Below are 25298 nucleotides of genomic sequence, written 5' to 3'. Positions count from 1 at the left end.
TATTTGTTAGATGGCATTCATTTTTAACAATTAGTCATGGGGCGATCGCCAATGCACAAAAATCACGATCCGTCTCCACTATCCTTGCTTGTGTGAAACCAGCAGTCGTAAGTATCTGAGTCAATCCAGTACTTGATTGCCCTGAATAAGAAGTAAAACCAAGTGCTATTCGACCACCAACCTTCATAACTCGCCGCACTTCCCGCAGCCCAACTACGGTATCTGGCCAAACTTGCATAGAGTTAACCGCCAGCACTTTATCGAATTTGTTGTCTTCAAAGGGCAAACTTTCCACCGAACCTTGCCGTAAATCAACCAGACCCATCTCAATCTCCGCCATGTTTCTAGCTGTAGCTTGCTCAACCATTTCTTGAGAGTAATCAATGCCTGCGATATATCCTGCTGATGCTAAAGAGGATAAACGCTGAATACCCACTCCTGAGCCGAATCCAACTTCCAACACTTGGTCATTTGGCTGAATATCGAGTAGGTCGATCACCGAATAGGTAAACGCTTGGTTCATGGATGCCATAATCATGCCACCCAACCTACCTAGCATACCCTTCGGGCGACCAAACATCTGCATGAATATACTGTCTACAATGCTCATCAGTGTTAATCGCCTCCCTACTGTGATGCCTCTATGCTATCTAGTATTGAGTTTTTAACACATTGTCATTCTGCTTAAAATTACCAACACAACCATAATCACAAACATTACAAAAGTTACTACGGATTTATAACTAAGTAAAAAGAAACCAATAAGTTTGTATATTTTTTGTCATGCTTAAACTTTGAGATCACGCTGAATAAGTATTTATCAATAAAAAGCTAAGTAAAATTTTTATAATATCGTATTTTAAAATACCCATAAATTGCTAGTCTAAATTAGAAATTTGTTGAATAAATTACTGATAAAGAGAAAGTAAAATTAAACTCTACGGATACTTTAGTGCCAAAAAGTGAAAATTTATCTTTAATTTTATAAGTTTAATTGTTCATATATGACAATTCAAGCTAAACATTTTGACACTAGATTAAATCAATGGATTCATACAGATGGTAATACAAATAATCCAGATTCGCTGTTAAAGGAAGAACTTAACAATACTCTATTAGAATATTTCTTTCCTGGGGTAAACTTTTCGTTCGGGCATATGGACGAAAAGTCTACTATGGAACAATTAACTAATAATCCTAAAGGTCATAAATTATTATTATCATCAAAAACTCGGTTGTTATATGGCCCCGAAGAATGTCTAGATACAATTAGGCAATTATGCCCTGATAACAAAGATAGAGGTGCTTACGGGTCTATCTTTCTTGGTTCATGTAGAAATGTTGTCAATAAAGAGTTAAACATCCTAATAGTTGATGATAATAATGGTGAAAATGGCGGCATTATCAGTAATGACCAAGCATATAGGTTAACAGGAGACTGTTACGGACAAATATCAAAAGACCTGTATCACGAATTAACCAAGCATCAAAAAGGTGATAAATATCGAGTAATTCAGCACCGCTTCGGTTGGACTAATCGAGACGGAGATGATCAAAAATACCGCTTTGGTAAAGGTACACTACGCCCTGCTAACCTTGAGCAAATCCTCAATTATCAAGACCCCAATAACTTAATTAAAATTGATCTAATTCTTCCCTTATCTGCGTTCAAAGGAACTGATAAAGATAATCCTAATGGCCCGATTAAGCCTCAAATTCAACCTGGATTATACCGACAAAATATCTGGCTAGGTGAAAAATCACAATCTGAACTCGGCAAGACAGCTATCTCACAGTTACTCGCTTCATTCCCTAACGGACTGAAAGACTTTACTGAACAATTAGAACTTGAAGCCAAAAAGCTTAAAGAAGCACAGGATGACCCTCGGCAACTTGCACAACTTTACTGCGAAAAGTACGAGAAACGGAAAGCTTTTCTTGAAGAACAAGCAACTACACTAGAAGAACAAGCAGCAGAAGATCCAACATTAGCAGAAGAGTTAGAAACTTTGCGGGATCGCATTGCTACTGACTCGTTTATTTACAAACTCATCAAAGCTGACCTGCAAGGAGATGGCCAACTTCTTGAAACTGAGAAAGTACAGCGCGAACTCGCCCGGTTCGTCCAAAACGAGTGGAAAGAAATCGCCATCGGCAAGACGTTAACGTTTGAGCGAGCAATGGTCATCCCCTCCAAAGACCTGCAAAATGGGGAAATTTCCATACCGCATTATCAAGATGGCGAAGAAGTTCTCAACTTCCGCTCCCCTTTCCTCAACTCTAATGGTCTGTGCGTCTCAACTAACAAAATTGTAGAAGATATCCTTGGGCCTGATGGTCAACCTCTTGCTGGTGCGATCGCTGTCTCGGACGAAACAAGCGATCGCATTTATAACCGCCTCAATGAGCAAATTAAATCTATCCTGCCAGAAGCTCAAGGAAAAAATATCCAGTTAGAAGGTATTGAAAATTACTTAGACCAAAGTATCAGTAAGCTCGAAACTAAAGATAAAATCGAGTTTACTAACGAATTTAATCAGTATATTTTAGAACTAAAATCAGCTGGTTATGAATTAGAAATTCTTCCTCAAGAGTCCGAACAAGAGCGTCAAGCACGCGATTACGATGGTGATTGTATCGGCTTCGAGCGGGCAACCAAATATCCCAACCTCACCGCCGAAGCAAAAGAGCGCAACCTTCCTGAAAACGCCTACGCTCCAACTGTCAAACTTAAAAAACAATCTTTTTACCAAGAAGATGGTAGTCAGCAAGAATTTGAGGAAATCGCCATCCACATGAGCGATAGCATTAGTGTGGGTGTTATCAACAATCACCTTACCGCAATTGAGGCGTTAGAGTCAGAAATTACGATTCTGAAAAACTTTGGTAGCGAAAAAGACCAAATTGAGTACGTACAGCAGGTAGCCAAACACTACGAAGATTTATTCAAAACAGAAGCCTGGGCAAAATCCAAGGGTATTGAAGGGAAGGAGATTCCAAGCAAGTATCGCAGTTACATGGAAGAGTTCATCAAAACTGTTCGACAAGAACCCTTAAACCAGGCTAATGCAGTAGTGGCTATGAAAATTAATACCCAAATGTACCGTGAAATGATTGCTGAGGCAGCATTTCAAAATCAAATTGCAGTTGACCTTTTTAAGAGTGCCAAAAAACCTGAAATTGAAATTATTCGCAACAACAGTCGGATTCTTCACCGTGAAGTCAACTATATTAAGGATAAGAAAAAAGATGTCTATATTGACAATATAATTCAACCGACGGGATATTCACCTGTTGAGTTACTAATTGCTCAAACCAATCAGTATTTTGAAAAAGCTCGCCTAGAATCGCGTGAAATTGTGCAATTTCACGCTTTATTTAAAGGGGTTGAATTTTCTCATGAACAGCGATTAAGAGCTACCATCATCAAAAAAGAATTCGACAAATCATTCAACCGAGCGAGTGAGCTATCTAAACAAAAAGAAACTGAAAAAGGGCCATCTGCAAATATTACCCTTGCTAATGGTAATCAAGTAAGTATAACTAATCTTCTACAGTATGATAATGAATTTATCTGGAAAGCTAACACAATTACAATAAAAGTATCAGAAATCTCCGAAGATAAGCGCAACATTAACCATCCTCATAAATATTTAGTTTATGCTCAAATTAACGATGAAACTGAGAATGGTAAACCCAAATTTAGAAAATTAGGGACACTGGCAAGGGAGCAAGAAAATAAACTCGAAGAAATAGGAATTACACTTGGGCATGAAGTAACATCTAACAAAATATCATTGCAGCCTGAACTAAGCGAAGGTCAAATTAAACTTCTTTACCAAAGAGCTTACGAAGTAGCAGAGGAATTTTATAATTCGATTCCAGAAGACCAAAAGCTAACAATGGCAGCTGCCACCTGGGCGGTATCAACTACTCGTGAGACTAGTAATGATAAAAGTAGCGATCGCCAAAATAAAGTTTCTAATTTCGCCTTTGCTGCTTTTCCTCAAGAGATTATCAGTCAGTTAGATACACTCAAGTTTACCGAGTTTAGTATCACTGGATTTGACCGGAATAATGAGTTTTTTAATAAAAATCAACCTCAGAGTATTCGATTTAATCTAGCTGAAGATGGAAAAAGTGTAATTGAAATCCAGAATCAAGAGGGTAATTACGAAACATTTGGGAATATTGAACAAAGTAACGCCCGGCTACCAATTGGTACTATTGCGATTGGCAGTGTTGAAAAAGGTGAAGTATACACCACCTCTGTTACAACCAAAGTACCCGGATTACCAGAACTCACTTTCAAAGTAGGCGAAGTTAATAAGTTTGGAAATTCCCAAAGGTTTAATAATGAACCTGTAATGTTAACAATCGAAAAGGTTGACCTGATTCGGGAAGACTATACTATTTATCTTCAAAATGGTAATAGACCTGAAAAACTAGGCAATATTGATAAAGAATCAATCAAAGAAGGTATTGCTCAAGGCTGGCTAACAGAAAAGCCTGGGAATGGGCAACAGTTACATCTTAAAATTCAAACTATCATCACTGGACAAAATGCCTATGCTATAGCAGAGACATCTCAGAATAATCTGTTACGAATTAATATTACGAATCCAAAGTACAAAAAACAGGAAATTAACAACCAAGTATTTCAAGAAACTTTAGTTAGGGCATTTGATAAAAAGCACGTTTATATTGCTAAAATTGGTGACCAATCACTCGGTATCATTGGTCAGCATAATGAACGTCTCGAAGCTGATTTAAATAAAGGAAATATACAAAAACAGTGGCAAAGGAAAGAAAGTAGCACTGTACAAAAATTAATTGATACGGGCATTATTCGCCCAAACCAACAACGAACCACTATCCCTGTACAGATTACCAGTAATGAAAGTACCTGTAAAATAATTATTAATCCAGAAACAGTACAGTATCCCGACAAATGGGTTAAACGCAGTCAGCTTATAAGTAATGAAAAGACTGTCAGAGACGAACAGCAAGAAAAACGTAACCAAATTCTCGGTAAAATAAACGAACGTCCTACAATCATGTTTCAAGATAAAGAGCAAAAATTAGTAGGGCTTTTAGGATTAGCAGTTGATGAAAATATAGCCGAAAAAACCAAAAAGTATCTTGAAAAAGTAGGAGTATCATACGAACAGCTTCCTATATCACAAGCTCGCTTAGAGTCCAAAAAAGGAATGACTATATTCGTACTTGATGAAACTACTATCAGCAGTGAATTAAGACAAACCTTTATTAACCGTGCTGGTGGTCATATCAACAGTGCAGATACACCCTCACAACCCACTCCCATTATTCCCCAACAAACTGTATATTTTTATAATCCAAATCAACAATATACTTCCCCCGATGGATCGCTCTTAGAAACTAAAGAAGCTTTGGGATTAGTAGTTCCCGCACAAGACGCGATCGCTGTAGCCACTTGGTTAGAATCAAAATCTACTGAAAACGATTATTTTATTGAGAGTAACACTGCTACATTTATTTTTAATAAAAATGAAATTAGTGAGGAAATAAAGAAAGAATTTAATAGTTTACTGGGAGAAGCTATTAATATCGCTGAAGTTGATGGATTTGACCGCTACGAACAGCTTAGTGCAGAGTTAAATGAAAAAGTTACAACTGAAGGTAGTCTTTTAAAATTAAACCAAATTCCAGAAAATAGTGAGTACCAAAAAGCTTTACAAGCACTTCCTAACCGTCCAAGAGAACTCAATCAAGAAGATTCTCCAGTACCAATTGTTCCTGCTAAAGCTTTACCAGAAAAGAATACAACTAATATTCAATTAAATACTAACGCCACAGTTGCAGGAATTTCACAAGTCTATCAAAACGCAGTTGAGATACAAGTAGTAACGGATACACAATCAGAAGCTAAGAATCAACCAATATTACTACCCAACTCGCGTCAAGCCGATCCAACTAAAGCTATCGAAATATTGGGTAAGGTAAGCGAGGAAAAAGTAGACCAGTTGCGATCGCATCTTGAAACCCACCTCAAGCCCATACTGGAAAATGACAAATCTAACTATGCACCACTGAGACAAGTTGCCTGGGTCGGTGCAAAATGGGATTTGAAGGATAAAGACTTCAAGCCAGGGATACAAGACGACAGGTTGATGGAACTTGTCAAACAAGTCTATCCTGACGCTGATATTGTGCTGGTAACTTATTCCGAGAACCCTGGTGCTGGGATTAACTACCACCGCGATGATTCCTACGCCGCGACGGAAGCCCGCAGCATCAATATCGGAAATTGTGACTGGGGCTATCGTGCTGCTAAGGAACGAATGGCATGGACTAGGGAAGAGAATCAGGACGCGCCATACCAAGAGTTTAAACTTGAGTCAGGTACAGTAACCCGCTTTAACTGCAAGAACGAACACGCTGCACTAAAGACTGAAGCTGGCAGATGGTCTATTAATATCTGGTCAATTAAAAATGACCTGGGCAGGGAAAACAGCGTTCGCCAAAAATTTGAGAACTTCCTCACCTCAAATCAACCTCCGCGTGCGGTAGTCCAAAGCAACAGCGACCTCACCATCAGAGCTAACGAGTGGACACCAGGGGGAGAAATTAAAGTAGAGCGCAGTTATACCAGCCTCAGAGAAGTCACCCAAAACATACCCTCACACGCTTTAAACCAACCAACTGTCGAAGAAATTATCGCCATTGGCAATTCCACTGCGGTACGCGCTGCTAATCCTCAGATTCCAGACAACCCGGTTATATCTGGCAAACCAGTACCAATGGTTTATACGCTGCATCTGCACGGCGAAGCTGCCACGATACCAGTTAAAACAACCATTGATGCTATGCGCGGACACGGTAGGATACACACTACCAGAGGTGTAGACTACCAAAAAACTTATGGTATCAATGAGGGAGATATTGCGATCGCCCAAGGTAAAAACGGCGAGCAAGTTGCTTTTCGGGTAGGTAAGCAATACAAAATTACCACCCAAATGATCCAAGACCCAAGTTACCAGCAAGCCTGGGCGAGATGGGAGAAGCATTCACCAAAAGAACTTACCCAAACTCAAGCGAGTAAGAGTCAGGTATATGGCTTATTCATGGAGCCACTAGGAGATTATGTCAATGGCAAAATTGTTCCGTTCCCAATTATCCAAAAACAACCTGCAACACCAGTAAATATCAGCCCAGACTCTAAAGATGGGCTGGGAGTAGCACTCAGCCTTGCCACTGCACTCGCCAAAGAACAAGGCAAGCTGCAAAACGATTACCAAGTTTCAGTCAAAAATAATCCAGAAGCCTCCGCCGGGCAGTATGGAGTAGAAACCCATGTCCAAAAACCTCAAGGGGTAGCATACGCATCCGCCGAACACGCATTTAATCACCAAAAGCAGTTGCATCCATCAGTTGATGAATACCAGCTAATGGTAGAAGTGCTTCAGGCTAAACTCGAACAACACCCCCGGCTAACTGAGGCGATCGCCAAACGTGGGGGAGTCAATTGGTTAGAAAACTGTACAAGCATTACTAATGCCCAGGATCAACAGTGGCAGGGTAAGGGTAAAGAATCCGCATTTATTCAAGCCCTTAGCGAAGCGTATATATATGTAGTTGCAAAATCACAACAAACTACAGTACAAACCCAGCAGGACAAGTCCCAACAGACTGCTCTGCGGCCCACAAATCCACTGTCCCAACTCGAACCTATAAACGCCGCCGTCGCTGAACACATGAAAAAAGACATTGCGATGGCCCAAATAGCTACCCAGTTTATCGGTAAATCAGCTGCACCCCTTGATACAGCTTCAAGCACACGAAATTACGAGCAAGCATGGGGGGAACGTGCCAACACAGGAAATTACTCAAAAGAAGACATGATTATGGTGTCCGGATCTGGCCCGTGGCGTGGAGTAACAAGCGAGCAAATTGCCCAAACATTTGAAAATCACTATAAACCCTTACTTGATAAGGCAATAGCAGTGAAAAGCTCTTTTCTAGTCGGAAATGCACAAGGAACTGACCAATTAGTTCAAAATTATCTTCAAGAAAAAGGGTACAGAGTAGAACAAACTTCCCAAGGATACGCAGTATTTAATCCTGTAGAAAACACCAAAGTTAGTAGCGATATTATTTCTACTAATACACAAGTATCAGATAACTCATTAATTTCTAACGACAAGAACATTTTTTCATCACAACAAAGCCAACAACCAAATATTAACCAAGCACTCGCATCACCTGCTCAACCCAAAATACAGCAAGTTGGAGTGATGGATAGCATTATCGAGCGGATGAAAGCTAATACAGTGCAAAATCTCCAAGACTGGTATATAGCAGCTGAAAAACTCGGTAAATCAGACACATATCTCAATAGAATTCAGGAGATAACTAATTTATACATTCAAGAAAATATTAGTCTTGAGAATGCTTTTAAGGCAATGGAAGAAGACATTAAAGAATTAGAAAAAGTTAATGAGATGACCAGTCTTGCTCAACGTGTAGTTAAGACAATTGGACAAGAGGATATTAATGGCATTATGACAGTCCAAACAGAAAAATATCAGATTGCTACTCAAACTCAAAACCAAACTTATCTAGTTAAAGATAAAAAGGATAATATCTTGCTATATGTCAAACAAGGAAAGACTCAAGTAAGTAACATTAGTGATGAAACATTACAAGATTTTCAATTTATGAGCGATCGCATCAATAATGCACTCAAAGATGTCAAAAAAGATTTAGTAGAAAGGTAATTTTATTATGAAAGAATTAATCGAGTTTCCAGTAGAAGGTTTAACTCCAGCAATGCAAGCTTGTCTCCTCAGAGAATTAATCGCACAGCTTAATATACCTGATGAGAAATTTGAAGAATATGCAAAAAATCCTCCAACTGCTGAGGAACGACAAGAGGCTGTGTTAAAGTTAAATTCAGAAATGAGTAGAATCAGTGAAATAGCGCAAGAGGAAGTAAAGTTAAGCTCCACAGAAATAAAACCTATCAATTTTGTTAATCCAGTTAGTCCAGAGTCATCTTTACAACCCGAAGTAAGCCAGTCTAAAAACAATACAATTGAACCAGACGTTCTAAAAAACTTTACAGATAAAAATGACGACAATAATGGCGACCTAGTAGAAGAAGATCAACACGATCAAGTACAATCTATTATCGCTAATTTCCAAATTCAACAATTTGTTATCCCTGTAATTTTAGACCGCTTAAATATATTTGGAAAACCAGATAAAGAGACACAAAGTATCCTTTATAAAAGTGAGACATATACTGCAAGTCTAAAATCAGAAGAAGATTCACAAACTCTTAGCCTTGATAGAAATTCGCCTGATTCAGAAGCAAGTCAAGAAGCACTCCTAGCATCTCGCAATCATAGCTCAGAGAATTACTCTATTATCATCAATAACCTTACCCATAATGAATTTGAACGGTTTAAGGCTCTGTTCGATGAGCAACAAGCACACTGCGAACAGAACCAACAACAATTCAAAAACCAGGATGCTGTTCAAGAGATAGATTAGATTAAATCAACCCAAAGCACACACCATAAGAAAAAGCTATAAACCCCAAAACTAGCTTGTTATTAAAACTCAAGGGAGTTTTGGGGCAAATAACAACCGCAACAGAAAAATAGTAAAAAGACGCAGTAAAGTCAAACAAACTTGTCGGGTTAACAGGTAATCTGCCTAACCCGACCAAACATAGCATTCCTATTAAAGACCAAACAACAATATTTTCTATCCATCCTAAAAGTTGATTTAAATTCATAAAAAATCGTTTATTACTCCCTAAGTTTGATAAATACTATTAAAACTAAAACTGATCAATAAAATTGCCTAGTAAATAGATTGCTTAATGAAAACTACACAAACCATCCAATCACTTTGTAAATTTTTTAAAATTAAAAATAAAGTTTTTAAATAAGCTGATTAATTTATAGTAACTGTAAAGATTAAGAAACAGTAAAAAGTAAGTGGTATAAGTATTATTATCAGGGACAATACTAAACCAAACAGTATGTAATATGAAACCTATTAATGTTGTCATCATTGAAAATGAGAACATATCTAGGGTTGGCGCGGCAGCAATATTATCTGAAACTGGTAAAATCCAGGTATGTGGCCTTGCTAAAACCGGAAAAGAAGGAATAGAAATTGTTGACCAACAAAAGCCAGATATCGTGGTGATAAATATTGATTTACCTGATATCAATGGCACTGATGTCATAAGTTTAATCAAATGCAAACACACGTCAATTAAAATAGTGGTTATGACTGCAAATAGCAGCCGAGATACCATTAACGCAGCAATTAGTAATGGCGCAGACTGCTACTACTGTAAAAATAATGCCAGAGAAGAAGTAGGAGAAAGATTCATTGAAGCAGTAATGGCTGCATACAATAATGAATCATGGATTGACCCAACTATTAATCGCATTTTGATTGATAATCTTAGGTCAAATGACACAGCCGATAGAGATTCACTAGATTTGTTAAGTGATTTTTCTAATAAAGAAATTACAGTTCTCAAATTAGCGGCTGGTGGCATGAAAAATAATGAAATTGCTAATGTCATGTATGTTTCCGAAGGTACAGTCAGGTCATATTTACATAATTCATTTATCAAGTTGGGAGTCAAAGATAGATTAAACGCTATCCGTGAAGCTATCCGCCTGGGAATCCTCAGCTTTGCAGACATGAAAATCGAAGAAGAAGTTACTCAAGCAACCCACACCAAAGTCAAAACCAACCAAAATAGTCAAAAGGATACAGCTAAAACGAGTAATAAGGGATACAAAGGCTGGGTTGCCTAGAAAATTAATCAACTGCAATTATGCAGCCGCCTGAATACTTCTTCTGCTGGCGGCAAGTTTTAATGATGGCAGCGTTTCTAACATAAATACTACGCGCTACTTTACCTTCATTGGATTTAGCCCAATCCAGAAGCTTTTTATCTTCGGGTTGTAAAATGGCAGATCCAAAAGCCGCCTGCTGAAAAGTTACACTTCCAGCAATAGTTTTATACGTAAAAACACCAATTGCAGTTCCTAAAGCCAGTACAAAACCCAACACTCCCGCTACTTGTGCCAATCGCCAATTACTTACACCCAAGACAGGCAACGCCCCACCAGCTTGCTTAGTCATCTTAATTAAATCCTTAGCAGCTTGGGCGATCGCACTTTTTTGTTGTTGTATTGCCACCTTAGAAGCACTATTTAACTTATCGTCCACCATGTCAGTCCAACCCACCACAAGCGAGTCAAGCCTACCAGGTAGCTGCTGCAACGCAAATTGGGTTGTTCCTAGTTCCGCGTATAAGTTAAACAAGGGGTCATCAGGTCGAACACCTAATTTAAGTATCCAATCAGTAACCTCTGCTTTCTTTTCTTCAGAATATTCTGCGATAACTTTTTCAACAACTTTTGCAATATTGGTCATAGGTGGTTTAAATAATTAATTTAAAACCTCACTGTCAATTTGGTAAAGCTCATACTTACCATTCTTCAGATTCAATATCTTCATTTACATCAAAATTGGAAGGATTTTGTTGATTTGCACCTACAGAAGCTAGTTCTGTACAGTTCTTACTTAGCCCTAAATAATTAGAAGCAATCACATTAGAAACAATAGAATTCTTAAAATTTTCCATCCAGTTGAATACTATCGAACGGTGAATAGTATTAAGAGGGGAGGCAGTTTCAATAAGTTGAGCATAGGGTAAACCAGTATCCTCAAGCAACTGATATAAGTCATTATATAAACCACCTAAAACTAATTCCAAACCATTTAATTTATTAATATCAGCTTGGAATTGACTACCTTCATAGTATCGAAATTCCTTACCAAAGTAATAATTTTTGATAACAACATAGTCAACTTGACTACCAAAATGCTGGTATAAATCCTCAAGATAATCTTCAACACAGTCTTTACGATGTGATATCGGGTGCAAGAAAGTAACGCGATATCCGAGATGGTTAAGATTTCCTATCAGTGAAACATCTTTATCAAAAAACTTGAACTCTTGATGGTTTTGACCTGGCATATCCGTCAAAACTACATCAATATTTGGAAACATTTCTAAGTCAAGTAATAATCTATCCGAATCGCCCCTCGACAATCCCAAATGGTTTATTTCAAAACCTTTTGTTTTATACATCGATAGCTTGTTACGATAACCGTGGTAGAAAATACGCGCATTGCATTTACTTTTCAAGTACAATTCCAGCAAGAGCCTAGAAACTGTGGACTTACCCACACGAGCATCACCCGATGTAATTACAAAACGCTTTTTAAACATAATCAACCAAGCAAACTATTCAATTAAGCAGCTATATCTTGAGATGCTTAATTTGCATCTTGGTTTTTAGCTTTTTCTTTTTCTTCATTTTCTCTAAGCTCTTTAGATTTTTCCACAACTACTGGGTAGTAACAGTCATCTGGTTGTATATCAAAACCCAATAAATTAAATGCTGGCTTAATTTGCGCTTCAAACTCAGCAAGCCAAGATTTAATTCTTGACTTAATTACAATATTTGTTTCTTTATGAGTCTGACCTTCATTAAAGGTTAAAGCATGGCGGTCAAGAAAGTCATAAGACTTGTAGAATAAATCTGGCATTACAAGTTCTATTAGACCTTCTGCAAGCATATTCTGACGTAGGGAAGAGTCATTATATCGCTCAAACTTTTCTTCTTCACCATGAAACAGATTTTTGACAACAGTATAATCTACTTGGTCTTTACAAAGTTCACGAAGTTTTTCTAAAACATTGATAGAGTCAAGAACTCTACTAATCACTGAAACCATTGTCGCTCGACAATTAATTTCAGTTTTCAGAACTTCAAAAAATGCAAGCTCTTTGACATAACTTTCAAAGAAACCTCCAGATTGTGCAGGTAAGTCTAATAATGTGATAGGACAATCACTCTCATCTAGATTAATTAATAAATCGTCAGCACCACCTCTATGAAAAATATCAATATAACGTATTATAGGGCGGTAATCTTTTTGAAAATATCTTTCTATCTGAGGATTCCTTAAGTCAGCTTCATAAGCAACACAGGGTAAATTTTTATTAATGTAAAGTTGAAATATTGCTCGTGCAAAGGTACTTTTACCCACGCCACCTTTATCACCTGTTATAATTATCAGTCGCTTTTGAGGTTTACCATTAGTATTGGAGGAAGTATTATTTGACATGGCTGGTTGTTCTTTATTTTTTCGGGTCATATATTATTTACAAAGTGATTAAACTTTGTTGTATTAGATTAATGTCAATCTAAATTTTTAAATTTGTAAACACAAAGTCAATAAATTAAATTAATGGAATAAAGAAATCAGCAACTATATTGCTCAATAAAATTTTCCTAATTTATTTTGAATAAACTACTTTGAGTATGCAACCTCTCGCTCAAAAAGCCAAGCAACAAAATTCCACATTAAACCAACATTTGTTGATATGTAAATTAGTCATAAATTTTATGTCGTTTAAAGTAACTTGACTTTCAAAAAAGGCATTATGATATTTTGATCGGAAATAATCTATGAGTGAAGTACGAGCTGATTATGATGGTGCTTGGAAGGAAGGTGTAGAACAATATTTTGAAGCGTTTCTTGTGTTTTTCTTTCCAGAGATTCAAGCAGAAATTGACTGGGAGAGAGGCTATGAATTCCTTGAGAAAGAACTTCAGCAGTTGATCCGAGAATCTGAAGTTGGTAAGCAATTTGTCGATAAGCTGATTAAAGTTTGGCTAAAAGATGGAAAGGAAACTTGGTTGCTAATTCACCTGGAAATTCAAAGTCAAGTAGATACCAACTTCACTAAACGAATGTTTTCGTATCACTACAGAATCTTTGACCGTTATAACCAAGAAGTTGTTAGCTTGGCAATTCTGGGGGATAATCAAGCCAACTGGCGACCACAAGAGTATAGTTATGGTCGTTGGGGATGTCGCCTTAGTCTTCAATTTCCCATTGTCAAGCTACTGGACTATGAATCTCGTTGGTTAGAATTGCAACAAAGTGATAGTCCTTTTGCCGTTCTGGTGATGGCGCACCTGCGGACACAAGCGACAACTCAAGATTTAGCAGGCCGATTGCAGTGGAAGTTGAGCTTAATTAAACGAATGTATGAGTTAGGCTATAGTAGAGATAAAATCCAGCAAATCTTCCGGTTGCTAGATAGATTAATGACTCTACCACCGGAGTTAGATTTAAATTTCAAAGCAGAATTGGAGCGTTTTGAGGCTGAACAAGAAATGACATACATGACAAGCATAGAACGCATAGGTATAGCAGAAGCTACCCAGAAATATATTGCTCAAATCCTAACAATTCGATTTAAAGATGTTTCTACTGAATTAGTAGAAAAATTAAATGAATTATATGATATTGAGTTATTGAATCAATTGTTAGAAAAAGCAGTAACTACAGGTTCAATATCTGAGTTTGAGCAACAATTAAGTCAAGAAAATACAGATACATAGTGTTAAAGTTGCACGGAACGGTGACCGTATAGTCATAAATTCTAACTACCAGCTAACTTTGTTTGCTTTCAAATACAAATTAATTCCCCAATCAAATCTGCTGCCCGCTTTCCATATTTTTGTTGAATAGCGTCCCTGTACGGCAAGCAATCTTCACTTAAAAAGTCACGAATAAATAGAGAAAAATTAAATCCTCTTTTCGAGTCCACGTATTCTGCTAATTCAATATGAAACAGTAATTTAAATTCATCATCTCTTTTTTTGAGTGCTGAATATTTAGTTAAATTGTTGGCTTGGAAGATTGGTTCAATTGCTTGATTAAACAGTTTTTCCATTAAGATATCTTTCATATCTCCTTCTATATTTTTGTACCAAATTTTACTCACAAGTATAATTACTTCTGTAAAGCTGAATCACCTCTTTTTGTGCAGTTAAAATCTAAAATAACAAACATCTTACCGCCTGATGTCCCTCATCTTTCCCAAAATTTTTCGCTCTCCAACTCCAAGGAAAACGGTAGACACCCAGGATTGGCAGTCGCCCACTCCTTAGCTTCTGCAATTAGAGTTTCGTTACCGGAATCGAGGTAGAATTGCATTTTGGCACGTTGCTCTAAGCGATCGCGTTCCTGAGTGCTGAGAATATGTCCCGTGATTACACAGTATTGGCGCACCTTAGCCTTAGCTTGGGTTAAAGCCATTAGCCGTAGTTTTGTCACTCGCTTGAGTTCCTCGATGCGGTAGGAATCATCAGCAGTCTCGTCACCAACAGATGCACCGTGCAAGCCATTGTTGGGGTTTTGGAGTGGTTGTTCTAGTGAAGCCGCAGCAGGTATCGAAACTACACCCAGCCCGTTATCCTCCATGTTAGATAAGTTTTGATTATCAACTTTTGACGACGTGCCGGAGCTACACAGGTATATAAAATCCTGATGAGAACTGAATTCATTTGATTGTAAAATGTTTGTATGAACCGAATTCTCTAATTGATTGGTAGTTTTATTTGAATTAATTTCAGCAGTATTAGAAGAATTTATGAATTCAAGATTTTCCGCAGGCTGGATGACAGCTAAGTCTGACTGAGAAACATCAAGTTGTTCAACAAACCCTGCTGACTCCAGCCCTTGGGGGGCTGTAGCAGCAGGAGGTAAACACTTACAAAAAACCTTCATATAGAAAGAATGAACGTAATTACTTATTCCACAAGGATTTTGAGTATCGTGTTTTACAAATGAGCTTTGAAATTCGTAAAATTGCCCGTTCTCGCTTGATTGATAAGGGTTTAAGCTATTTTCTGCCCAAGGGTCTAAAATGTAGCGTGTGGGATGCCACAAATGTAAGTGCTTTTGTAGTGTCTCTTGAGAGATAGTTTTGTTAAAGCGGTGTTTATACTCAGCACGTATAGCTTTTGCCCGTTCAGTAGCCCCTGCTGGTAATCCACTATCCCACTCTATTGCTGTTACTACTATCTGGATGCGTCGTTGGGCTTGTTGACTACGTTCCCAGTTCTGTTGGTGGCGACGGTCAAATGGAATTACGTTATCTTTAGGTTGATCAATGCTACTAACACCTGCTATGGCTTCTGCAAATGTGTTGGCGAATGTACCCAACAGCCGTTCGGGATAACTAACGTAGGCACTGTACCATTTGTTACGAATTGTGCATTCTACCCAATGCCGTACTCTAGCTTCGATTTCATGTTGGTGTCGGCAATATTGCTTATAACCAGGGGCGTTAATTGCGGTGGAGAGGCAAAATTCGACTAATTTATCGCCTCTTAAGTCTAGAAAGACGATTCCGTAGCCTGCAAAGATTTGTAGGAGGGTGTTTGTTTGTCCTTGTCCCGTCCAACCGATCGCAATTATTTCTTCCCAGTTGGCACGCCACTGTGCAGCATCAGCAGACTCTTGCTTACGATATCTCTCCTGTGCAATTTGTTTTTTGGCTTTGTTCGCTACCCGTTTTAATTTGGTTAAATCTTGCCGACTGGCCGCGCGATCGCAATAGTCGAGAAAAATGGAAACTGAGTCGCTAATAGCTTGTAAGTCATCATCAAGTAAAAATGACCCACTACCCGGTTGCATGGGACAACGGATGGCTTTGTAGTTGGTTATTTGTTTGGCACTATATGGTTTAGTGTTTGGGAAGATTTCTAGGTGTCCTTGGCGCAGGATAAAGCCTGCATTTCTCAAAGTAATTTCTAAGGCGCAAGCTACGGCAAAGGTAGGCAGGGGAGATGCAAAGTTTAAAATTAAGTGATAACCACCACTAAAGCTGGACTGGAGAATAACGATATCGACTATGCCGATTTCCTCTAATGCGGCTTTGATGCGATTTATAGATTCAATGTTATGGTAGTCACCAAAAAAGTCCAAATCGATTGTGGCGTAACGGGTTGTGTTGTCAAAGCGTAGACCTACTAATTTTGACTTATCTTGGTGCAGCTTCCACAGTTGGGAAGGTTGCAGGTAATAATCGATAGTGCGCCATGCTGGTTTTGCACCTTCTACTAAAGAAGGGGCAACTATCGCCCCAAATGGATGCCAAAAACGCTCTACGTAGCGTTTACCCAAAGATTCTGCGGGTAGGTGGGGTTTGATTTTCTTTTTTGCAGGCTGTGAAAGACTTAATTGGGGCCTGTTATCAACATCTGCCCCGAAATCTTCTTGGAACATGAGTGACTGTCCTGATGGTTTTAGTGCATCAGGTAGCCTCGCTGTTGGTCAAAATGTGTTAGCCTAAATTTGAAATTTTTGTTTTATTAAGAAGCGGTTGGTTATCCGCTTGTTGGAGACGACTGGTAATCGTCTCGTGGTTGAAAGCAAACAGAGGCTTATACTTGTTTAGGCTTAGACATACATAGGCTTAGGCTAAGATTTAGTCCAACACGCTTCACCAACAACAATGCGGCTACCCAACTTTTTTTTGAGAGCTATTTAAATACGTCAGTTCTAGCGAAGTTGTGACTAAATCTAGAAAATAGTTTTGGAATAAGAATGCAAAGCTAGTAACACCTAAAAGTGTCACCAAAAACTGGCAGAGGTTAGTACAATGGGTGAAGATGAAATTACACTTCACCAACGAATTTAAAAACAAAAAACAGTCAAATATATTCATACGAGTTCAGCACCCAAAAAATGAACCCGTACTGCAATCAGTATTGAGATGCTAATCTATTAGGTAACGTTAAATTGTGGGATAAATTCTCTGCTAGATTAACTGCTCACAGCTACCTATGCAGCACGAATATTACCCTTTTTTCTATTTGTAGATACTTCCATTGCTTGCATTTGGTTCTTATAATCCTCCCAAGTTTTTTCAAATACGTCAGACTCGTACATCCGCAATAAAACCTCCTCTTTATCAGTTAAATTTGGTAGTTTTAACAACTCCGCTAAAGATACCTGAACTGGAAAAACATCCCTAAACTTTTCCATTAAGTGAAGTATTCTTGCTCTCTGTTCAGCAGATGGTTCATCTTGCAACTCCGCATCAATCTGTCGCGGACGTATATTCACGATTTCTAGGTTCATATTTACTAAATTCCTCAATCCAAAGACAACAAATTCATTAGTTATACCAATAACACGCCCCACGATTTCCAACTCTGGCCGCAGTCTTTCCTTAAATTGATATACTTGACCAACTTGGAAACGCCGAAACGGATTGCGATCGCCATTCCGCATCCAAGCGATACCATCACTTATACTACCTATCTCATCTGCTTCAATCAGGTCTATAACCTGGTTACAGATATCTTGATTGCAAACAAACTTGTAAGCTGCATCAATACTCCGGTTAAATTCCGCCTCCAGTGCAACAACTGCCTTAAATTTTTGCAAATCCCGTAATTGAGAAATATATTCAAAAACTTTTTTACCCTTGTGATAACTGCCAACACTTATCCTTAGATTCTCTGATACCTCCCGAATCACAGGTTTACCCTTATTTAATTGAGAGTTACTCTCATCTATCGAAGTGTTCAAATTTGAATACTTCGATTCATTCAAACGACGAGCGCTTTCCCTCTGTCTTTCTTTCGCTTGGGGACGAAGTACGCTCTCCCAGTACTGCCCTTCGTGAAATTTTTGGTAATGAGTCTTTCCGCCTTCGCGGTGGAGATTAAAATCAAGCACTAATTTCAAATCTTCTTCAGGCGAGCCAGACTCGACAAATTCTACTTTCACAGCAGAAATTCCCAACTGGCGGGCTATCTGCAAACGACACTTACCTGCTAAGACTACATTTACACCAGTGCGTGCAGATACCTTTAAAGATTCCAGAATCCCTTTTTCCGAGATACTTTTTTCCAAAGCGGGACGAACCTCATTTTCACCGTATATTTCTATCAGCTTCGGATGAACTACCAATTCCGCAGGAGAAATATATACAATTGCCGGACTATGCACCTCAGACATATTAATACTCCGGGTCACAAATTGCCTAAATAAAGATAAGTTCAATTTTGAAAAGCTTAAGCAAAAAGTAGAAAAACTCAAGCAGCAGGACTGATGGCACTTTCTACAGTGAAAGTGATATTATTAAAAAATAATTAATTTTTGTAAATAATGAACAATTAATTATCAAACAATCTCCCGAAGAGAATTTTTGCAGTAGAAAACTATTATTATTAACCCATTTAAAACCAATTTCATTGAAGAGATATTTTTTGGCGTTATTTTTGGGAAAAATACATCTACCGAAAGAAAGATTTGTAAAACTGGCTAAACTCATGATATGATGTCTCTAGTTAATTAAATTGACAAAACAATGTTCCGCCTTGTTTTACTAACAAGTGGGCTTGTTTTCTCCTCAAAGCCCTGGTGCAAACAGGGCTTTGGGTGGGTTTTTAGAAAAAATGAACGCTACAAAAAGAGTATATCAGGCTTCATTCCATTTGGCAAAATTGTACAGTAAAGAGGGGTAAATTTTTAGATGCCTCATCTTCAGATATTAAATTCTCTTGAAAAACAAGCACTAGAACACATAGCGGCAACGAGCAGCGATGAAGTTAGCAAAAGAGCGAAAATTCTGCTAGGGCTAAACGAAGGCAAAAAATATGTAGCTTTAGCCCAAGAGATTGGTGTAACCGAAAACTCAATAGCAAAGTGGAAGAAAAGATGGACATCAAGTACCATCTTGTCAGAAACCCAGGAGTCAGCGATCGCAAAAGCTAATGAAGTATTGGGTGTCAACGTAGGCAGACCTAAGAAGTGCAAAAGTACAGAGGCAAGCAAAATTGTCGAAATTAGCGAATGGAGCAAGAACCGAAAACCTAGTCGTTCCAAGCACCACTACCATATGCAGGTAGCAGAAGAAGCCGCTAGGAGAGGTTTACCAACACTATCGCCAAGAAGTATAGGACGCATTTTAGAAGCTCAACCTTAATAGAAAGAGTCATCAAGCAAGTATTATCCTAGCCCAAGGGAGTAGTTTTGCAATCCCAGTTTTTACCGAGGCTTTTCACCAAATTCTAATTCTAAGCAAGCATTTCCACACACTCGACCACTTGAGTAGAGGTCACTTGTTGCGCGATCAGAAAGTCAACGAGTCCATCGAGTTTTTTACGGTTGTAGACGGTAGAATAGCCTTGAATTCGGCGTTCTTTGCAGAACTGTCGCAGTTTCCGCACACCTAAATCCAAAAGCTTCTTCCTTTCTTCCTTAACATCTACCAGCACAAGCTGTCTAGCTTCATCCGCAACCCCAGTTTCAGCAACTGGCGGTGCAGTTTCAATAATCGAAGATTCTGGTTTAGAAAATTCTTCCCGAACAGAAACAGCGCCAACACCAGTCAAATCCCCATGAGTTTCCAAAACTGGCAACTCTTCAGAAATCACCCCAACGCTATTACTAACTTGAAGTGATACTGATTGAGCAGGGACAAATATCACATAGAAGATTGGGAAGACCATCAAAAACAACTCGATTGGAAACAAAACATCGTTAACAGATTGCATAAAAGGCGATATTGCAAAAGCAGACATAATGTGGTTCCTCCATGAATTACTGATGGGCGGCGCTTAGCGGCTTACCACCCAGTAGCGGGGGAAACCCCCGTACTGAGTGAAAGCTTTTATACGTATCCCAACCAATAGCAGGAGGAAGGAGGATAAATTGCCTTTTTAAGCAATTAGATGAACTAAGTTTTCCAAAATTTGCAGCTGTTAAATTGGAGAAATTACCAGTTCAAGATACAGAAATTGCAAAAATGCGAAATGCGATTTTTCCGGCTTGTACTCGCAGCTTTGAGAAACTTCCTTATTCATCCCAGCACTCCAAATTTTTTACTCTTAAGGTAGTTAACGTAGCTAACCAAGTTGTAGTTATATCTGAGTTCTTGAGGAACGAAAGTTGAGTAAGGATGCAGTGCTACACCATCACGGCGAAAGCGATGACAGGGCGCATATATATCAAAAAAGATAGATATTTCATCACCATCAACTTCGATTTGAGCTATGCCATTGAGTTCCTTTGCAAACTCTAAAACTCGTCCTGATGCTACGTAGTCAAAGACCACTACATTTCGAGTACGGAAATACTGGATGTAAGAAAGAAGTTTTGCTTCCATACCAAGCTCAAGCAGTCTGTCAGAATGTTTCAGCAAGATACCGGAATAGGAAAAAGAAAACCTACGGTTAGCGTATTCATCCCACAAGATAAGATTGCCGTAAAATTTGCAAATATTCGCTTGATTGGACGATATTTCTCTATTTAAATTTTCGACAACAGCATCATCTTCAAATGGAAACAACGCCTTACGTTCATCCCATTGCTTATCTGGACAGCAACCATTCTCAAACCATCCATGTGGATGAATCCCACAAACAATATTATTGGCACCATGCAGTAACTTACACCCAGCACATACTCGCAAATAGCAAGAACTAAATTCTTCACTATTAACTGCATTAATATAGCATCGGTGTATATCTAAATGCTCCTCTAAAGCTTCACAAGGTAAAGGTTTATATGAGGAGAATGTTTGTCCAATTAATCTGTCTGGATCTGTTTCATCATAGATTACTGCCAAGTCGTCAATTTGGTGAGAACGTAGTTCTTCGTAAAGTACGGATTTCCGATATGGTTCTTCCTCAAATCTACAAATAACCAAGCACTTTGAATCAGGATGTCTTTCAAAATTCATCACCGTGTAAGTGTAAATTGAAAGCAGACAATCAAAATTTTCAAAGCTCTCAGTTTTTATTAATACAAGCGGTTTTATGTCAGCTATTTTTGCAGTTTCTCTACTCGAATTAGTTTCCTCCGATTCTTCAACAACGCTTAAGAAAGCACCGCCCAAGGAAGCAAGAATAATTCCGGTAAAGCCTAATACAATAGCACCAGTGCCAATAGAGGCAATTTGTTCGGAGCGTTCTTTCTCAACGATTGGGAATCCGCCCTTAGCTAAGTACAATAAGCCCAAACCAGAAAAAGTTGCTACAGTGCCTAAAGCAATAGCAGTCAAAGACACCATTCCAAAAGCAGCATTAAGGTTTCTCAAGCCATTAAACGCAAACTTCTTCAACATAATTTATCCCTCCAAAATGCAGGTCACAAGATTTTTAATTACTCTTGCCCCGGCACAAATTGGGATTTGCTGAGAACTACACTACTAACCTACCCCTTACTCTATTAACAATTCCACAACTATTTAATAGATATGTACTCGTTAATTTTCAGTCTCAGTAGTAGTTTCATTCCCAATGGTGATAGCAAGAGTCGAACTTGCTTTGTTGCTTAAAACAACAATCTACCCAAACTGGAATATCACCAAATCACAATATATAGAAATCACATATCTACTTTCCAAAAGTCCAAGTATTAGTTTCGTTTAATTCCAATTCTTCAAAACAGTTAGCAAAACCCGTAAAATGGAAACATCTTAGCGGCATCCGAGATATTAATAGTAAAGAAAAATTTTCTAGTTGAGCCAACTGTTGTAATCTCAATAAATCATTGCTAAAACTATCGCTCACAAAGTGCAACCTATCAAAATTATCAATCACAAGTAGTCTATTTAATCCATCAGATAATTCGCTTATTATATTTTGCCAATCCTGCTGGTAGTACAAATCAAAACTCATAGGAATAACATCAAATAGATGAGCCACACTAAAAGGATATTCAAGATTAAGATAAGCAGACTTTAAAGTCATATCTTTAAGTAAACAGTTTTTAACAGTAAAAGTCTTACCAATATCCTGTTTACCCCATAAATTAACATTCTTGCCTGCATTTAGTTCACCAATCAACCAAGTATATTCTTTATAACGTAACATTACTATTATCCTTTAGAGAAACTACAATTGGTTTGAGATTAAATGTGTGATTTTTTGATTGTGTCTTTCTAAATTTTTTCTAGAAAATTTGTTAGATACAATAAAATTATCTAATAAAAAATCAGGTGATTGTGAAAGTCTTAATAGCACACCATCATCACCACTACTGCGATGATAGTAATGTACAACAGGTGATTGGATAACTGTCAGGTTATCGTTACGAATTGCTCGCCCTGTAACTAGCCCATCCATAATAAATTTAGCGGCAGCAGCTACATTATCACTATCTCGTGCAAAATTTTTGAGATACCAATGAAACTCAATCCAAACTGTACTATCTAAATAAAATTCACATTCACTAACAAATTCACCAATTAAGTTTGTCCAGTACTTCTTAAGTTCAGCACTAGCTTGCCAACTCGACCGTGCCTGGTTGATAATTTCGTTCATACAAGGGGGTAAAGGCATGGTCAGTTCAAATATCATCTTCACCACCACCTTTAAAGTTAGTTAAAAATTCTTCGACAACGTTTCTAAATTTCTTGTATGATCTACCATCTTGACGGGATAAATTGAATACTGCTTTGACAATTTCATCAAGTTTATAGCCCTTTTGATGCAAATTCATAATTGAGTTTCTTGCTTCTTCGTCAAGCTGCACCTTAAAACTAAAACTGCCCTCAAAATCAGTCTTAGATTGCTTAGTTTTAGTAGCAGTAGTGGCTTTAGATTTACCATTATCATGACTCTCGCCATACAAACTAGCGACAAATTCATCAAAGTCTAACCCAGATTTCCATGCTGTATAAGGATCGTTCTGGTTTTTTGCTTCCAAGAGTAATTGCTGGAAGTATTCAGGGTCTTCATCGTCAGCAACATATAAAGCTTGGAGTCGTAAAACTTCAGTCGTCTTGTACAGAAAATCACCGTATCCCAGCAAATAAACTGCACGCTTGTCTTTATCGTCCCCCAGGATAATACAACTATCTTCAGGACGGGTTGTAACAAAGGCTGTCTTCGCTGGAAAGTTTGAGCGAATCAACGGGTCTATCACGTTTTTGTCAGGTCGTTGAGTATATAACAATACATGAATCCCCGCACCACCCGCTTTTGCAAGCAACTTCATCAGCGCAGTCTCAATGCGATCGCAGTAGTTATCATCGGAAAGTAGATCAAAACACTCGTCAATCAGACAAATCACTCGCGGCATGACAAAATCAGGTGCAAACCGCAGGTTGTACTGTGCGATTGTTTCAATACTGCTGTGGCGCTCAAATTCCTGGTAGCGCAATTCCATTTCTTCGACCAAGTAATCAAGCAAGTTAGCGGTAGACTCTGCATCACGTGCTACTGGGGCTACAAGATGGGGAAGCCCATCAAATTTACCAAAGGTCACACGTTTAACATCTGATAGTGCCAGTCGAACAACAGAAGGGGGATATCGTCGCACTAAGTATAAGATTGCGGCTTTCTCAAACTGCGATTTTCCACCCCGCGTCCGCCCACCACCCAGGATATGAGTAACGTTATCGCTATAAAGAGGAATTTCGACATAAGTGCCATCAACATCAACACCACCGGGGATAGACACCGAATAAATGTCAGGTTCGCCGCCAAAAGTAAAGTAATCACGGAAATAAGCAAATTGTCTATCTAACCGGGGTATGTCAAATACAACTCCCCCAGGCACTACACTCACCATTGGCGCAACTTTTAAGCCTAATTCTTCACCCAGTTGCTGTACTAAGTCATTACCTATATCTTCTACTTTCTTGTAACTAACACCCCGTCCCAGTTTTACCCTAATACGGTTAAAAGTGGGGCCATTTTTGGCATCAATATACTTAGCATTAATATTAAAATCTTCTAAAGTATCAACTAATAGTTTCCCTGCTTGCCCCATAGTTAAAATTTGTGAAGTATTTATCTCATTTGCACCGATATTTCTATCTAAATATTTAGGCTCTTTTAAAAGAATTGAGCCATCACCTGTCACTTTTAAATCTAATGGTTTACCTGTGGCACGCGCAACAAGCACTGCCGTTCGGCAGCAATAGTTTTTAATAAAATTATCTCTCGATTTATTCGCTAAATCAGTAAAGAAACTAGTTTCTTTATTGCTCAAAAATAAATTATAAAGATTCTCCTGAACTACTTTATAACCAATCTGCTTGAGATAAATATTTTTAATTGATTCTATATATTCAAATAAAGATTCAATAGGTGATAGATTAACTATCTCAATCATTTTTTGATATACGTTATTTTGCTCCCACTGTGATGGCATTCTATTGAAATGGATATACTCAAGTGCATAACGTACAAACTCGTACTGATTTAAAGTACAGTGTTCTGCACAGATTGATAATATTTCATCATCGTTTGTACCTGCAATTACTGATTCGTATATTACCTGAAATAAAAATTCCAAGTTAAATTCAACAACTGGACGTGATAATTTTGCTTTAAAGTCAATCTGCTTTAAAACAGTTTCAGCATAAAAAACCATTGCAT

General features: G+C 38.1%; 18 protein-coding genes. 5 read left to right on the top strand and 13 right to left on the bottom strand.

From position 1 onward, the window contains the following. Nucleotides 1–34: 34 nt before the first annotated feature. Complete coding sequence (locus IQ244_RS06370; protein ID WP_228058768.1) at nt 35–532, bottom strand: class I SAM-dependent methyltransferase; 498 nt, start codon at nt 530–532, stop codon at nt 35–37. Nucleotides 533–1004: 472 nt separating this feature from the next. Here IQ244_RS06370 and IQ244_RS06365 point away from each other — a divergent pair, with 472 nt between their 5' ends. Both IQ244_RS06365 and IQ244_RS06360 read left to right on the top strand, forming a co-directional pair. Next, nucleotides 1005–8759, top strand: a complete 7755-nt coding sequence (locus IQ244_RS06365; protein WP_193891006.1) for a hypothetical protein — start codon at nt 1005–1007, stop codon at nt 8757–8759. 7 nt (nt 8760–8766) lie between these two features. Continuing rightward, entirely contained in the window at nt 8767–9537 is a 771-nt protein-coding gene (locus tag IQ244_RS06360; protein ID WP_096560825.1) for a hypothetical protein, read from the top strand. A gap of 1 nt (nt 9538) precedes the next feature. On the opposite strand, the gene IQ244_RS06355 is transcribed toward IQ244_RS06360, so the two are convergent. Then, a complete protein-coding gene (locus IQ244_RS06355; RefSeq protein WP_096560826.1) occupies nt 9539–9784 on the bottom strand; it encodes a hypothetical protein in 246 nt (81 codons plus the stop codon). 256 nt (nt 9785–10040) lie between these two features. On the opposite strand from IQ244_RS06355, the gene IQ244_RS06350 reads away from it, so the two are divergent. Next, complete coding sequence (locus IQ244_RS06350) at nt 10041–10829, top strand: response regulator (protein ID WP_096560827.1); 789 nt, start codon at nt 10041–10043, stop codon at nt 10827–10829. Nucleotides 10830–10833: 4 nt separating this feature from the next. Here IQ244_RS06350 and IQ244_RS06345 read toward each other — a convergent pair whose 3' ends face one another. Genes IQ244_RS06345 through IQ244_RS06335 form a run of 3 tightly spaced genes read right to left on the bottom strand, consistent with a single transcriptional unit; the run spans nt 10834 to nt 13248 of the window. After that, on the bottom strand, nt 10834–11454 hold the full coding sequence (locus IQ244_RS06345) for a DUF6753 family protein (protein WP_193891003.1): 621 nt from the start codon (nt 11452–11454) through the stop codon (nt 10834–10836). A 55-nt stretch (nt 11455–11509) separates the two neighbouring features. Continuing rightward, the gene (locus IQ244_RS06340; RefSeq protein WP_193891000.1) at nt 11510–12316 is read right to left on the bottom strand and encodes a hypothetical protein; all 807 of its coding nucleotides are present in this window, start codon (nt 12314–12316) and stop codon (nt 11510–11512) included. A 47-nt stretch (nt 12317–12363) separates the two neighbouring features. Further along, a complete protein-coding gene (locus tag IQ244_RS06335) occupies nt 12364–13248 on the bottom strand; it encodes a chromosome partitioning protein ParA (RefSeq protein WP_193890997.1) in 885 nt (294 codons plus the stop codon). Nucleotides 13249–13562: 314 nt separating this feature from the next. Between IQ244_RS06335 and IQ244_RS06330 the strand changes: the two genes are divergently transcribed. Next, nucleotides 13563–14504 carry an Rpn family recombination-promoting nuclease/putative transposase gene (locus IQ244_RS06330; protein WP_193890994.1) on the top strand — a complete coding sequence of 314 codons (942 nt, stop codon included), beginning with the start codon at nt 13563–13565 and terminating at the stop codon, nt 14502–14504. Between the two features lie 68 nt (nt 14505–14572). Here the strand turns inward: IQ244_RS06330 and IQ244_RS06325 are convergent, their stop codons facing one another. The 3 genes from IQ244_RS06325 to IQ244_RS06315 all read right to left on the bottom strand — a co-directional run bounded on the left by IQ244_RS06325 (nt 14573) and on the right by IQ244_RS06315 (nt 18921). Then, a complete protein-coding gene (locus IQ244_RS06325) occupies nt 14573–14854 on the bottom strand; it encodes a hypothetical protein (protein ID WP_096560832.1) in 282 nt (93 codons plus the stop codon). 122 nt (nt 14855–14976) lie between these two features. Continuing rightward, nucleotides 14977–17178, bottom strand: coding sequence for a hypothetical protein (locus IQ244_RS06320; protein WP_096560833.1), 2202 nt, complete (start codon nt 17176–17178; stop codon nt 14977–14979). 558 nt (nt 17179–17736) lie between these two features. Further along, nucleotides 17737–18921 carry a hypothetical protein gene (locus IQ244_RS06315; protein WP_193890991.1) on the bottom strand — a complete coding sequence of 395 codons (1185 nt, stop codon included), beginning with the start codon at nt 18919–18921 and terminating at the stop codon, nt 17737–17739. 517 nt (nt 18922–19438) lie between these two features. On the opposite strand from IQ244_RS06315, the gene IQ244_RS06310 reads away from it, so the two are divergent. After that, complete coding sequence (locus tag IQ244_RS06310) at nt 19439–19891, top strand: helix-turn-helix domain-containing protein (protein ID WP_045873776.1); 453 nt, start codon at nt 19439–19441, stop codon at nt 19889–19891. A gap of 91 nt (nt 19892–19982) precedes the next feature. Here the strand turns inward: IQ244_RS06310 and IQ244_RS06305 are convergent, their stop codons facing one another. The 5 genes from IQ244_RS06305 to IQ244_RS06285 all read right to left on the bottom strand — a co-directional run bounded on the left by IQ244_RS06305 (nt 19983) and on the right by IQ244_RS06285 (nt 25293). Continuing rightward, nucleotides 19983–20489 (bottom strand): hypothetical protein, encoded by a 507-nt coding sequence (locus tag IQ244_RS06305; RefSeq protein ID WP_096560834.1) that lies wholly within the window; start codon nt 20487–20489, stop codon nt 19983–19985. Nucleotides 20490–20767: 278 nt separating this feature from the next. Continuing rightward, nucleotides 20768–22033 (bottom strand): hypothetical protein, encoded by a 1266-nt coding sequence (locus tag IQ244_RS06300; protein WP_096560835.1) that lies wholly within the window; start codon nt 22031–22033, stop codon nt 20768–20770. 271 nt (nt 22034–22304) lie between these two features. Then, nucleotides 22305–22784: an ATP-binding protein gene (locus IQ244_RS06295; RefSeq protein WP_193890987.1), complete on the bottom strand. Its 480-nt coding sequence runs from the start codon at nt 22782–22784 to the stop codon at nt 22305–22307. A 21-nt stretch (nt 22785–22805) separates the two neighbouring features. Then, entirely contained in the window at nt 22806–23270 is a 465-nt protein-coding gene (locus IQ244_RS06290; protein ID WP_096560837.1) for a hypothetical protein, read from the bottom strand. Further along, nucleotides 23260–25293: a DNA translocase FtsK gene (locus IQ244_RS06285; protein WP_228058767.1), complete on the bottom strand. Its 2034-nt coding sequence runs from the start codon at nt 25291–25293 to the stop codon at nt 23260–23262. The genes IQ244_RS06290 and IQ244_RS06285 overlap by 11 nt, the downstream gene beginning before the upstream one ends. Nucleotides 25294–25298: the final 5 nt, after the last annotated feature.

It is taken from the genome of Nostoc sp. LEGE 06077, from assembly GCF_015207705.1.
In the GTDB taxonomy this organism is placed as follows: Bacteria; Cyanobacteriota; Cyanobacteriia; order Cyanobacteriales; family Nostocaceae; genus Nostoc_B.
This window is presented reverse-complemented; position numbering and strand designations above follow the sequence as displayed.